Source organism: Streptomyces sp. RPT161 (assembly GCF_027533845.1).
Taxonomy (GTDB): domain Bacteria; phylum Actinomycetota; class Actinomycetes; order Streptomycetales; family Streptomycetaceae; genus Streptantibioticus_A; species Streptantibioticus_A silvisoli_A.
This window is the reverse complement of record NZ_JAPZVN010000033.1, coordinates 1-13,341: the sequence shown is the minus strand read 5'-3', so window position 1 is coordinate 13,341 and position 13,341 is coordinate 1. Positions and strand designations below refer to the sequence as shown.

Sequence of the window (13,341 nt, the reverse complement as noted above, 5' to 3'; positions counted from 1 at the left end):
CCACAACGCACCTCCGCAAGCGAAGGCAACAAAGGCGGGAGGGTTCGCGAGGTCGCCACGAGATGTCGAAGGGGCTCCAGCGCCTCGCCGATGTCGACCCGGATGAGGCAGCCCTGGACGGTCCGGACCTCAGCGACTCGCGGGGCGGCGGCCCTGACGTGCGGCACCAGTGCTGGCAGGCTCTTCGCCGGGGACGGAATCCGTTCGGCGAGGGGCATCGCCAACCGGGTGCTTGGCCCCGGTCTCCCTCATCGCCCTGGTGACACTCGACCGGGGTCAGCTGTCATCGAGTTCGTCGAGGGTGCGGCCACTGCGCACCGAGGCCGGTTCGGTGCTGACCGGGTTGCGGCGGGCGTCCGCTCCCTCGTCGGAGAGCTTGATCATGATCCAGCGCTCGCGGTCGCCGTCCCGTCCGGTGCGGGTCAGCGCGTAGCCGCCATGGAGTTTCTCGCCCTCCAACCACACCTTGATGTGGCCTTCGTCGACGCCCTTGGAGACGGGAACCTTCTTGCCGTCGCGCTCGGTGAGGTTGCGATAGGTTCCGGTGTCCCAGACGATGACCTTGCCCGCGCCGTACTCGCCGCGTGGGATGACGCCCTCGAACCCCAGGTAGTCGACGGGATGGTCCTCAGTGCGCATCGCCAGGCGCTTGTCCTTGGGGTTGGTGGACGGCCCCTTGGGCACGGCCCACGACTTCAGCACGCCGCCCGCCTCCAGCCGGAAGTCGTAGTGCAGCGCGGTCGCCGCGTGCTTCTGGACGACGAACCGCCGCTTGCCGCCCTTCGGCGAGGCGCCACCCATCGGCTCGGGCGTGCGTTCGGCCGTGCGCTTGCCGTGGTACTTCCGCAACGAGTCCGCCGAGCGACCGCTGCGGGATTTCCCACCCTGCTCGTCCTTACCGCTGCTACCAGCCATGGTCGGCGCCTGCCCGGGGCCGAACCGGACAAACTGTCGCATTGCCAGGGCAGATCCGGGCAGGGGAAACGCATGGCAGACGGAGCGGAGCGCCGCGGGACGTGCCGGGACTCGGGCCGACGGCCGTGGTCGTCTTTCCGCCGGACGTGCATTCCGACCGTTCCCCGGACGTGCATGCCCAGCAGGAATCCGCGGGCACAAGGCCCCGGCCGGTGCCGAGCGGCCCGCCCTGCCCGCCTCGCCCGAGTGGCTGGCCGGTCTCGTCCGGCGGCGCGACGACTGAGTTCTCGGACGGGACTGGTGCACGCCGCACTCGGCGAGCCTCTGACCCAATGATTTGTCCCCCCATCGGACCGGTAAGGAAACAAAGGAGGAAGGACATGGACAACAACGGGACACCGGAGCCGGACTCCGGCCCTGTGCCGCGCGATCTGCCACCGCCGCAGGATGCGCCGGACGACGAGGACACGCCCGCCTCCGACGTGCAGGAGTCGGGCACGTACCCGGACACGGACGAGGCGGGCTCCGGGCCGACTGACGGGGACGGGGACGGCACCACGGGAGACGAGGCCGCCCCCCAGGAACCGCCGGACTGACAGTCAGCGAACCGGGCCGGGGCCCCCGCCTGCGGAGATCAAAGCCATCCAGCGGCAATCCCCGGCAAGGAGAGTTAGCGTGCCCTGAAAGGGGGAACGCGTCCCGCGGAGTACCCCGGCTGCGCCTGCTCTTGGAAAGGCGGTATGCGGAATGGGACACGGCGCCGATGTCATCGCGGAGCTGACAGCTGACCACCGTGAAGTGGAAGATCTCTTTCAGCAGATCGAGCGGATCGCTCCGGCAGATTCGGAGCGTAAACACCTCGTCGATCAGCTCACCACCGAGCTGGTACGGCATGCGGTCGCTGAGGAGCAGCACCTCTACCCCGCGGTGCGTGAGCACGTGCCCGATGGCGATGCTCTGGCCGACAAGGAGATCACCGACCACAAACGTGTGGAGAGTCTTCTCAAAGACCTTGAGGCACGCGACGCCGACGACCCCGACTTCGCCCATCTCCTCGTCAAGCTAAGGACCGAGGTGACCGCCCACGTTCAGGACGAGGAGGGCAACCTGTTCGTCAAACTGCGAGCGAGCTGCCACCCCTACGTCCTGGAACTGCTCGGCGAGAAGATCCGCACTGCGAAGAAGACCGCCCCGACGCGCCCTCATCCTGGTTCCCCCAGCACCCCGCCGGCCAACAAGCTCCTAGCCCCTGGTATCGGGCTGGTGGACCGCGTCCGGGACTTCTTCACCGGGCGCGGCAAGTAACAAGGCGAGCCGGTGGCGTCTGCACCCGGGTAGGGCGTGGTTCCCGGAAGGCGTGGAGTGGGAGAAGCGACCCGGCGGTCGTATCAGGGCCCGTCGCGGGTAGGCGGAACGACACCAAGAGCACGAAGCCTGCAACGAGGAGGAGAAGCGTGATGCCAGCAGGATCCAGCCGTAAGCGGGAGCGGCAGTACGAGCACGTCAAGGAGAGCGCCGAGAAGCGCGGCGCCTCCCAGGGGCGGGCGAAGGAGATCGCCGCGCGCACCGTCAACAAGGAGCGGGCGCGCTCAGGAGAGGCGGAATCAGCCAGCAGGACCTCCACGCAAGATCCGAAATCCGCCTCCCAGCGCGGCGGCGAGCGTTCCCATCGCGGGGCCCAGGGGCCGACCAAGGACCAGCTCTACGAAGAGGCGAAGAAGAAGCACATCGAAGGACGCTCGACGATGAACAAGCAAGAGCTGCGCGAAGCCCTCGGCCGCTGAAGCACCGCTGCGATCCGCAGAGAGAACACGAACCGCGCCAACGGCCTGGTGATATCGGCACTTCGGCACCTTCCGTGAAGTGGGCCAGTTGGCGAGGAGAATGCGGCGTCTGAGGAGATCGACGCCGGCCGAGCGCGCGAGCTTGACCACGGGCTCGGTTTGCGCGGCCCCGGGGCTACCTGCATCCGGCCGTCGGCGCTGCTGCCCCTCGCCCCATTTCGGCTGCAGCTCCACGCTGACACCCGCCCGATCGCGGGGAGTGGCCCGATCCGCCCCCCACGGAGAGGGCCGAGGGTCGACAATGGGGTGATGGGCGACACACCGAATCTGGCGACGCTGCAACGCTCCTGGTGCGCTCGCGCCCAACAGGCAGACGTGGACTCGAACTTCGGGCGCGATTCTCGCAGGACGCCGGGATCGGCGTCGCGGGGAGGTCGCCTGGCTCGTCGGCGTCTCACCGGACTACGTCAAATGTCCCGAGCAGAGCCGCACGCACCCGAGTGGTGCCGTCCTGCGTGCGCTCGTGCGAATGCTGCGCCTCTCAGGCCGCTGACCGGCGACGTGCGAGGCCACGGCGGCCGGTCGACGAACGTCGTGTGGCGGTCTTCAACGGCGACACCGGACGGGTGCGGCACCCGCTCCCGGAGGACTGCAAGAAGTCGCTCGTCGCCGACCCGCGCGACATGGCGGCACGCTACCCGGCCGACAGCGGCTTGGTAGGCGTGATCAGCGCACTGCGGCAATCGGGCCCCGACTTGGCGCGCCCGTGGGAACACGCCACCGTCGCGCACCATGGGAACGAGAGGAAGACCATCGACCATCCCGAAGTCGGCGAACTCGAACTCGACTGCGACGTGCTGTCGATGCACGGCGCGGACCCGCGCATCATCGTCTTCACAGCGGCACCCCGGGGCGAAGCCGCGGACAAGCTAAGACTGCTGACCGTCCTCGCACCCGAGGACACGGCCGCACCACAATTGCCCCAAACTTCACGAATGGGCATTCAGAAAGTATCGGTGAGATGACATCAGCCCGCGCCGCAACAGCCACGGGGACCATCCGTCAGCAACCGTATGACCCGTGCCCGGTGTCGCCCCTCGTCGACGTCGTGTTCAGCCGCTGGACGACACCGATCCTTTGGCTGCTCCAGCACCAGGGACCGATGCGGTTCAACGAACTACGCGAGCGTCTCGGCACCATCACCGCGAAGACACTCACCGAGCGCCTTCGCCAGTTGGAACGCGACGGCTTGCTCATCCGGACCCACCACCCGCAGGTCCCGCCCCGCGTCGACTACGAGATCACTGACCTTGGTCTGTCCCTCAGCCCCATATTCCGGTTGATGGTCGAGTGGTCCGACGACAACATGCCGCTCGTGCGGAGGGCTCAGCGGCGATACGACGACTCTGGCCGCCCGCGACCGTCATGACTCGTTCCCAGGCACGGCCGGACGCGGCTGTTCCGCACCTGGGCGTCGACGGTTTCGCCTAGGAAACCCAAGCGCGGGCCGACGTAACGTCGGTTACGCGTTCGCAGCAGGCAGGCTACGGCGGACGCATCGGACTACTACCCGGTGGGACGGCCCAAGGCGCGCCCCCGGCAGTGAGGGAGAAGCGTCATGCCCAGGCTCCAGGGCCGGTTGGGGATCGGGAAGGTCCTGATCTCACTCGTGGCGGTCGAATCAGCCATAGGCCCATACAAGTTCGACTGGAACGAGACCCACATCTACAACCCCGCGTGGCCGCCGCATGCCAAGTTCCACAACGCGCAGACGATGAGCATGGGCGCCGCGCTCGGCGGCGCGAGCCTGTGGCACCTCTGGAAAGGTTCCCGCGACACACACGAGGCGCTCGATGCCGCCGCCATCTGCGCGGCGTTGTACTGGGTCACCAACATCTCCGCGCTGTTCTACCCCGGGTCCAAGGCCGTGGACCCGCCCGGCACCGCCAGGTTCCCACAGGCCAAGTTCGCTGTGCCCTCGCTTGCCCTCGTGGCGCTTGGCTACCTCATGGAACGGCGTCGGCTCGGTTGACCCGCTTCGCCGCCCACCACGCGGGCTCACGCGGCGGCTACTGAGCCGCACAGACGTGGCCGCTGTCTCGCCGAGGTCCTGGCAGAGCAAGGCCGCGGACCCAACCGATGTGACAGATCGAAGGGACGACATGGCAAACGACATTGAGGGCAGAGACAGCGCGGCGCGGCCGCCGCTCGTCCTCGTTCACGGCAACCCGGAGAACGCCGCGGTGTGGGGGCCGGTACTCAAGCTGCTGGACCGTGACGATGTGTTCACACTGTCCCCACCGGGGTTCGGCGTGCCCCTGCCCAGTGGCTTCGAGGCCACCGTGACTGGCTATCGCGAATGGCTGGTGTCACGGTTGGAGGCGTTCGCACGCCCAGTTGACCTCGTGGGCCATGACTGGGGCGGCGCACACGTGGTGCAGGTGGCCATGCACCGTCCCGACCTGATCCGCAGCTGGGTCTCGGACACGATGCAGTTGTTCGCCCCGGACTACGTCTGGCACCCGTTGGCGCAGGGCTGGCAGCAGGAGGGGGCCGGTGAAGCCTCGGTGGCGAAGCTCTTTGGCGGCACCTTTGAACAGAGGACGGCCGTCGTGAACGGCATGGGCATCAGCGGACCCGTCGCCGAGCGCCTCGCCGCCGGCTTTGACGAGGAACTCGGCCGGGCTGTGCTGTCCCTGCTGCGCTCGGCCGCCCAACCGGTGATGGCCGAGGCCGGAAAAGGTCTCGCGCGGGCTCGTCAGCGGCCTGGGCTTGCCCTCGTTCCCACTGCCGATCCCAATGGGACACTGGCCATGCATCAGTGGTCGGCGCAACAGGCCGGCGCGGAAGTCGCCCTCCTTGAGGGGGTGGTGCACTGGTGGCCGGAGATGGATCCGCGCCCCGCGGTCGAGGCGATGACACGGTTCTGGGCCGGTTTGCCTGACCGCGACTGATGCCGCGGTTCGCTGCGCCGTCGCGAGACCTCGACGGCGTAGCCCGCGCGCGTGTTGCCGACGATGTCGTTCCGGGCCATGGCGGTGCCGGTGCGCAGTTTGAGCAAGTCAGACCGCACCGCGGCGGGAAGTCGCGGGTTGGCGAAGTACGGATTCCCGTGATCCCTCACTCGTTCGCCTCGGCGGGGCAGTCGCCCAGGCGGTGACCGTCGCTGCGGTGCAGGATGGTCGCGAAGCCGCGCACCAGGCGGATGGAGTCGGCGATGCCCGGGCAGCGGGCTCACACGTCCTTCACAGGCCCTGCCGGGCCTGGTCGCTCTGCTTCTCCGGGCGGCCGATGCCCCATCGGACCACGTCGGCGACAGCTGGAAGCCGCACGGCGCCGGTCGTGAAACGCCCCTACTCGACAAGGGAGTTGAGACGGAGGCAACGGCGGACGCTCCTGCCGCTGCCCCGGGAGCCCCAAGCGCCGATCTCGTTCCGCCAGAGTTTGCGCGTTGTCGCATTCCTCGGACCACCGGCGGACGAGGTAGGGCCTGTGAGGGGTTGTTTCGCTGGTGCGGGCTGGCCACTCCCGCATCAGCGCCTGGGCGGTGGCGGCTCGCGCACAGCGACGTACGATCTTGCCATCGAGGCCGAACTGCTCGCCGACCTCGCCGATCGTCACGCCGCGCTGGAACGCCCCCTCGCCGATCCCTCCACACGGCGGCACTGACCACCGCCCCCTCACCAGCGCCGGGCCTACGGCGCCTGGCCCTGACCGTCGTCATCCCGCCCACGGCCCAACACCACTCCAGGCCGCTGACACATCAACGCTCACGCAGCACTGACAAACCGACACAGGTCATCAAGGGAGCACGTGCGTGCCCGCGAAAACTGCGTGACCGTCAGGTCGAGGCTGTGAGCGCCATTGTGCGCTGTTTCGATATTCCGGGCAGCGCCAGTTGGTCCGATGTGAGATTCACCCACGCACAGGCCAGTTCCACCCGCGAAGAAACCTCCAACTTACGGAATATCTTCTTCAGATGGAATGCGACGGTGTGAGTGGATATATAGAGCTGGCGGCCTACTTGGACGTTCGTCAATCCCTGACTCACCAAGTTGGCCACCGCGAACTCCGTATCCGTCAGAAACCCTATTGTGTGGCCATTGCGTCGCATCGGTCGCATTACTCGCCCGGAACGCACACCCAGATCCCTGAGTTTGCTTGCAACTCGGGCAAGGTCGCGAGCCGCGCCGACTTCCTCATAGGCGGCGGCCGCGTTCTTCAACTGCTCGACAGCGCGATCGCGGCCCATGCGCTGCGCGGACCATATCTTGGCCTGATCCTCGCTGGCGGAGGCTGCCGCCCAGCGATCCAGATGAAGGTCGCTGGCGGCTCGCAGTTTGTCGGGATTATTCTCGAACAGTCCTTCGGCGTGCAGTGCTGCCGCATGGAGCGTACGAAAGCCCCAAGACCCCCTTGCGAGCATGTCAGCTCGCTCCACGCATTTCAGCGCGAGCCCTTCCTCCCCCATACCTCGCGCGACCCGAACAAGCCACGCCGCGGCAGAAGGCTGAGCGACGAGGAGTTCCCGATTGAGCCGATCATCGATAATCAGGCGCTCCACGAGATGGGAAATACCTGCCGCGCCGTTATCGGCCTCAAACGCCTGGGCTGTGGCCCACGCGCATTGACCACGTACGTAAACCGTGCGGCCGATAAGAGCGTCGTCGCCCAACAGGCGCGCATACTCCAGGCCCGCGGTCATGTCGGACTGTCGCACAGCACCCACAGCCAGGATGACATGCAGGTTCGGTAACAGGACATGGACGCCGGCCTGCTCTGCCAACCCGACTCCGACGCCCGCCTTGGCGACCGCGCCGCCAACGTCGCCCGACGCGAGAGCGAGCTCAGCTCGGCAAACCATCAAAGCGGCTGAAACCCCGTCACCATCAGGAACGTCGGCCGGTACACCCATACCGTCCAGGACGCGTGCCCCCGCCTTCAAATCGCGTATACGAGTCAAGAGCTGGGCATGCCATATCTTCGCGAGCCTCGCGCAACCTCCGTCACAGTTCCCGTGTGCGGAGTCTGCGGCATACGACGCTAACTCAATTCCTCGCTTTACTTCACCGCCGAGCCAAGCGGATACCGAGAGCGCAAGAGAGCAGTCACGGACATCACCCGCCACGAGAGCGGTCACGAAATCGTCAGACAGGCTGTGGAGAAGCTGGGTGTGCACCCGGCACCGGCAATCACACATGATGCCCACTTACCTTTCGTCGACGCCTTCCGGGATAGTGCGCGCACGTGTGCGCATGTGGTCTCCTGGACCACCTGGCAACTTACGAAGCAGGTTCCTCCGCCCCTGCGCCCCCCTTCTGGACTCATTATCGCGCCTAAGCCGGTCTCGATTCCCGACCATCCGATTTTTCCGACTTGCCCCCTAATAGGGGCTTTTAATCCTGTCGCGGGACCAACATTGGTTAACCCAATGTTTCGCGCCCACCCTCTGTTGGCATGAGTTATCTGACATGAGTCGTGCGAGACACACGACTTGCGGCATGTCCGCCCGTACGCACGGTCTTTGCATGATGGCGTCCTGTCCGGGTTCATCAGACAAGTCGAGGGCTGAAAAGGGTCGTTGGTAGTCGCGGACGGCGGGGCGGAGGGCTGATGCTGCGTCCGTCCTGGCGGTGGACGCCGATCGCCAGGTTGCGCAAGCTGGCCATTGGTTCGACGCCGGTCAGACACCGCCGCCGCCAGACACGGTCACCACGCGCCATGCCACGAAAGTACTACCCCTCATAGCGAAGCCTACTCGCAGCGCAAGGCAGCTTCCCCAACCACCGGTGACGCGACGCCACTTCGAAGCAGCGGTTCCCTATTGTGTTGGGGGCTGACAATGCCGCCTTGCTTGGTGCAGGTCAGCGCCTCCTTGCTATCACCAAGTTCCGTGAGTACCCCGGCCTTGAGGAAGGCTTTGACTAGCGACAAGACGCCCTTTCCCTTCACCAGGTGACGCACCCGGTTCCGTCAGGGCCACGTGGTCGATCGAGCCGAAGCACGCCTCGATGCCTGCATCCAGTACCCAGCGACAGCCCGGGGCGCAGAAGTAGTCGACCGGGCTCCCTCGTTACCCGCGACCAGGTCGCACACGCCACCAGGAGCGTTGCCGGGTCGTGCACGAAGTTGGACAGGGAGCAGCCCGACTGCGTGCGGCATCGCCACGAGTACACCGCAGGCTTTCCTCGTGGCCTACCGGCCAGCTTTGTATACCAACAAAGACCAGCAGCGCCTCACAGCGCAAACACGACTAGCGCCGAGTTACGTGCCGTGCAAAGCAGTTCGCAACGATGTGGAACGGGCTGGTGGGCGAAGGCAGGGTCGGCCAGACGCTGCTGACCGGGTGGATCGCCAAGGAGAACCTGCGCAGCCTCCTCGCCTCTGCGTAGAGCACCGAAATGATCACATGTGCCCACGGGCGCTCTGCATACAGGGCCGATGCCCGCCACGCCAGTCACGCACTGCGACGGACAACTGGCTCGCCCAACGGAACGCACCGCTCAACTGCGAAGGCACCCTTCCCACTCAGACGTCCCGCTGCTCCTTGGCTGTGTCCGTTCCCGGAAGTGCTTCCTCGATCACCACGGGAGGCAGGCCGCACCTACTGGGCAAGAAGCTCAATCACTCGCTGTTGCACCGCTTCTGGGTAGCTGTGGCGGAAGGAGCTGCGTGTGTTGCGCTCTCCGGACGGTGCTTGGAGGCCGTTCAGGACGGCCTTGGGACCGTAGCCGAGGCGGCGTTCCTGGTCGGAATAGCATCCCGCGAGTGGGTTGATCATGCCGTGTCGGATGATGCGTCCGCGCGCGGGGCTCACCCTGGTCGCTATTGCCCAGGCCAGCTCTGTGGGGTTGGACGGGTCGATGTCGTCGTCGAGGACGAAGATCCGCGTGAATATAGCCTCGATGCGGGTGTTGGACAGGACTTGTGAGATGCGCAAGCACATCTCGTCTGTGCCGACGCCGGGCAACTGCTCCCGCCAGTCCCCAGGGAGGGTGATAACGAGCCAGTGGGAAGCGGATTCGAAGGGCATCCACGCGGTGGAAACCGGCAGGTTCGCCGCCCGCAGCTGAGCGAGCGCCTCCGCGGCCGTGACCAGGCCCCACGCGGTGTGTGTCTCGTCGGCTGGCTCACCTGCGACCGAGATCGGCCAGATGGGTTCGTCCCGGTAGGTGATCGCCTCCACCACGTATTCCGGTTGCATGCTGGTGTGCCGTGGCTGGTAGCCGGCGTACTCGCCCATCGGCCCCTCGACCGCGGTGCGCCCCGGCATGACGTGTCCTTCGATGACGATCTCCGCGCTCGCGGGGACCAGCAGGTCCAGAGTGGTGCACTTGACCAGCTCCATGGGCTCACCGAAGTGCGTTCCGAGGAATGCCGCTTCCTCGACCCCATCGGGGAGCGGCATGCTCGCGATGAACGGAATGCCGGGTTCAGTTCCTTGCACAATAGCGAACGGCATAGGGCGGCCGAGGTCGGACCACTGCTTCCGGATCTGCCCGAGGTGCTGGGTGGGAATGAAGGTGCCGGTCATTCGTCGGCCATCGATCTTCATCACGCGGGCGATCGCCCAGTTGGTGAACGACCCGTCAGGAGTCGAGACGATGATCGTCCCCCAGGTGTTGATGTAGGGGCCCCCGTCGCCGTCGTGAAGCATCGGTGCCGGGAACCGATCGAGGTCGGCTTCCTCACCGAGCAACACGTTGTCCTGACACGGCGCATGGTCGACAACGACTGGTGGGATCGGCTCCCGCGTGCGCGAAGCCGCGAGAGCGTCGATGATTTCGCGGGCCGTCGCGGCGACGTCGAGCCCGAGGGACAGCGCGATACGGGCAAGAGGGTATTCGGGGATGGAACTGAGCCCCGCCGGCGCGGCCAGGATGCGGCAGAACCGGTCATGTCCGGTCAGGTGGTTCAGGAGCAGGGCCGGTCCGCGGTTCTCGTAGGAGTAGCGGGCCGCGGCACCGGCCTCCAGATGGGGGTCGACCTGGTCGTCGATGTGGCGCACATCGTCATGCGCCTTCAGCTCGTCCAGATACTCACGCAGGTCCTTGAGTCGCTTCATTCAGCTGTTCCCTTCAGGATGGACGGACCGGTCGTCGGTGGCGTGGCCGACGCTAGCCGGGGCTCAACGGACTCTTGGTCGGTAGCCCGGCCCAGCGGGGGACCTCGGCGGAGTCGGGCCCGAACTGGTCGAGAACACGGCCGACGAAGTTGTCCACGACGTCGTCGATGTCCTGCGGAGCCGTGCGTAATACGCCGAAGTCGGCGGCATGGTCGTGACCCAGAGCCGGGCGAGTTCGAGCATGTTCTCCAGATGAATCGCCGAAAGCGGCGTCTCCCTCGTCACCAGGACAAGGCGCCGCCGCTCCTTGATCACGACATCAGCCGCTCTCGTGACCAGATCACTCGCGTATCCGATGCGGATCGCTGCGAGGGTTTCGTTGCTGCACGGGATCACGATCATCCCATCCGCGAGGAAGGAGCCGCTCAAGATCGGGGCGGCTTGGCCCGCCGGACCGTAGGTCACATCGGCGAGCTCGCGAACCTGACCAACGGAATACGGAATCTCCGGTTCCAGGGTGGCCCTCGGCCACCGACTCAGGATGAGATGCGTCTCGATCGAGCCGATCTCGCGCAACCGCTGAAGCAGCCGGACTCCCAACGCTGTACTGGTAGTCCCGGTGAGGTCGACGATCAACCGCATACCACTGCCTTCAGGGTCGCCAGCCCGAGTTGTCGCAACGCCAACTCAGCGACTTTTGTCAGTCGATACCAGGTGGTCCGCAGCGCCGCGCATTTCGCCTCGACATGCGATGCACGCACCTCTCCCACTCGGGCCACCTCTGGCGTCACACATCGCGCGCTGGCTCCGGCCGCCCAACTCTGCCAGCGCCACCCTGCTTCGGCCACACATTGACACCAGCCGCACCAGCGGCTTCACGCCGATAAGCCTGCACAACATTGGCGGTCCGTACTCAGGCGGGCGCTCACGGGCGTCTCGGCTGCCCATCCGGCTGTACTCACCGCCAGCTGCCAGGGTCACGGTTGAGGTGGACAGCCGACTCCCACATGACGAGGGGTCAAGGTATCTTCGGTTGCGGTTAGTTGAGGCCAGTCGAGTGTGCGGCACGTGGTGGCCGCACCCTGCTGGGCCTGGCACAGCTCTCCCGGCGCTGCGGCCGAAGCGCACGATGGCCTGCGGGGCGGTGGGGTTCATGGTCCGACTGCACACGACTGTCCCGATCACCAACCTGTACCCTAGGCCGTCAGTTCGTACGCCGCTCATTGTCCCGCGCGGCGCCAGCGACCCCATCCCTCGTTTGAGTAGTACGCGCGGCGTACGGCAGCGGGAACGCCTCGTCTTTGGGTCACGAACGCGCCGCGGCTGTGGGCAAGCGCCATCGATCCGACTTGCGCGTCAGGATCGCCGTTGGTGGGCAGTGGGCGCGGCGGGCCGCCGCCTGGCAGCCGGCACCAGCGCCGTCATCGCAAGTTCCTCAACCAGTGGTCGACAACACGAGCGGTCGAACCCACATGCTCACCTTCCAAGATGGTGAAGTGATCGCCGGGAACATCAGCGACTGAGGTCATCATCGATATGACATCACCTCGCCATTCAGGCTTCTCCTCTTCCACAAGAGGCTGAATCGGGCGAACGTACAGTGTCGGCGCGGAAAGTCCTTCCGGCCGCCAACCTCTGAGCAACTCCAGACTCCACACCTGGGCCGTGATCCGCTCGGACAGCTTGTCGCCACTCGCCCAACGCAGGTACTCGATCATCCTTGCGTTCAGCGCGTTCCGGAACATTTCTTCAGGCCGGCCGCCATCACCGTCGAAGCTGTATGAATCTATCAACACCACCGCAGTGGGATCCAAACCTCGCCCCTGAAGCTCCTTGGCGAGTTCATACGCCACCACACCACCCGAGGAATGACCGACGAGCGAGAGCTCTGAATCCCCGACGTAGTCTTCGACCGAATCTGCCAAGCTGCGCACCAAAGCCTCACGTGTCGCAGGCAGGGCTTCGCCGCCGTCGAACCCGGGCGGTACCAAGGCTGACACCGTCCAGCCGTCCGTGAACTGTTCCGCAAAACGTGTGTAAACCTGCGGTCCGGTTGTCATGACCGTCGGGCACACACAGATCATGTGCGGACCCTGCTGCGCCGAACCGATACGAACAACAGAAGGCGCGGCGTCCAATTCGGCAGGATCATGGAATTTCGCACGCAGCTGTGCGCCACTGAGCATGAGCTCTTGCGCATGCGCCAACTGACCGTTCTCCATGGCCCGAAGGTACAACTCGCCGAACAAGTCGTGATGCGACGTCGAGATCAGACCAGCACTGCGGTTTGAAGGTTCCGTCGGCGGGAACAAAATCGCCCCCAGGCCATTGGCCAGAGTCTCCGGATCCGGGTAGTCGAACACTACGCTGGCGGGCAGGCTCGCCCCGGTCTTGGCTTGTAGCAGGTTGCGTAGCTCGATTCCGGTCAGTGAGTCGAAGCCGAGTTCCTTGAAGGGCTGGTCACTATCGATCTGTGTGCTGGGGGCGTGTCCCAGTACGGTGGTGGCGGATTCCCGCACCAGGGCAAGCAGGACCTGTTCACGTTCCGTAGGGGGTAGTTCGGCCAACTGCTGGCGC

The 13,341-nt window shown here is 65.8% G+C and carries 12 protein-coding genes; 7 read left to right on the top strand and 5 right to left on the bottom strand.

Going from position 1 to position 13,341, the window contains the following annotated elements:
- Positions 1 to 276 precede the first annotated feature (276 nt).
- Positions 277 to 915, bottom strand: a complete 639-nt coding sequence (locus tag O5O46_RS33390) for a DNA polymerase ligase N-terminal domain-containing protein (RefSeq protein ID WP_269859420.1) — start codon at positions 913 to 915, stop codon at positions 277 to 279.
- Positions 916 to 1,295: 380 nt separating this feature from the next.
- On the opposite strand from O5O46_RS33390, the gene O5O46_RS33385 reads away from it, so the two are divergent.
- The 7 genes from O5O46_RS33385 to O5O46_RS33355 all read left to right on the top strand — a co-directional run bounded on the left by O5O46_RS33385 (position 1,296) and on the right by O5O46_RS33355 (position 5,653).
- Positions 1,296 to 1,511, top strand: a complete 216-nt coding sequence (locus O5O46_RS33385) for a hypothetical protein (RefSeq protein WP_269859419.1) — start codon at positions 1,296 to 1,298, stop codon at positions 1,509 to 1,511.
- A 151-nt stretch (positions 1,512 to 1,662) separates the two neighbouring features.
- Positions 1,663 to 2,220: a hemerythrin domain-containing protein gene (locus O5O46_RS33380; protein ID WP_269859418.1), complete on the top strand. Its 558-nt coding sequence runs from the start codon at positions 1,663 to 1,665 to the stop codon at positions 2,218 to 2,220.
- A gap of 152 nt (positions 2,221 to 2,372) precedes the next feature.
- Positions 2,373 to 2,699, top strand: coding sequence for a plasmid stabilization protein (locus O5O46_RS33375; protein ID WP_269859417.1), 327 nt, complete (start codon positions 2,373 to 2,375; stop codon positions 2,697 to 2,699).
- Positions 2,700 to 3,295: 596 nt separating this feature from the next.
- The gene (locus O5O46_RS33370) at positions 3,296 to 3,724 is read left to right on the top strand and encodes an MmyB family transcriptional regulator (protein WP_269859416.1); all 429 of its coding nucleotides are present in this window, start codon (positions 3,296 to 3,298) and stop codon (positions 3,722 to 3,724) included.
- A complete protein-coding gene (locus tag O5O46_RS33365) occupies positions 3,721 to 4,128 on the top strand; it encodes a winged helix-turn-helix transcriptional regulator (RefSeq protein WP_269859415.1) in 408 nt (135 codons plus the stop codon). The genes O5O46_RS33370 and O5O46_RS33365 overlap by 4 nt, the downstream gene beginning before the upstream one ends.
- Before the next feature lie 189 nt (positions 4,129 to 4,317).
- Positions 4,318 to 4,731 (top strand): DUF6640 family protein, encoded by a 414-nt coding sequence (locus O5O46_RS33360; RefSeq protein ID WP_269859414.1) that lies wholly within the window; start codon positions 4,318 to 4,320, stop codon positions 4,729 to 4,731.
- 130 nt (positions 4,732 to 4,861) lie between these two features.
- Positions 4,862 to 5,653: an alpha/beta fold hydrolase gene (locus O5O46_RS33355; RefSeq protein WP_269859413.1), complete on the top strand. Its 792-nt coding sequence runs from the start codon at positions 4,862 to 4,864 to the stop codon at positions 5,651 to 5,653.
- An 887-nt stretch (positions 5,654 to 6,540) separates the two neighbouring features.
- Here O5O46_RS33355 and O5O46_RS33350 read toward each other — a convergent pair.
- The 4 genes from O5O46_RS33350 to O5O46_RS33335 form a co-directional block, all read right to left on the bottom strand.
- Positions 6,541 to 7,614 carry a response regulator transcription factor gene (locus tag O5O46_RS33350; RefSeq protein ID WP_269859412.1) on the bottom strand — a complete coding sequence of 358 codons (1,074 nt, stop codon included), beginning with the start codon at positions 7,612 to 7,614 and terminating at the stop codon, positions 6,541 to 6,543.
- Positions 7,615 to 9,303: 1,689 nt separating this feature from the next.
- A complete protein-coding gene (locus O5O46_RS33345; RefSeq protein ID WP_269859411.1) occupies positions 9,304 to 10,764 on the bottom strand; it encodes a UbiD family decarboxylase in 1,461 nt (486 codons plus the stop codon).
- A gap of 63 nt (positions 10,765 to 10,827) precedes the next feature.
- Positions 10,828 to 11,406 carry a UbiX family flavin prenyltransferase gene (locus O5O46_RS33340; protein ID WP_269859410.1) on the bottom strand — a complete coding sequence of 193 codons (579 nt, stop codon included), beginning with the start codon at positions 11,404 to 11,406 and terminating at the stop codon, positions 10,828 to 10,830.
- 779 nt (positions 11,407 to 12,185) lie between these two features.
- Positions 12,186 to 13,341: alpha/beta fold hydrolase (locus tag O5O46_RS33335; RefSeq protein ID WP_269859409.1), on the bottom strand; the 1,156-nt coding region annotated here is incomplete at its 5' end.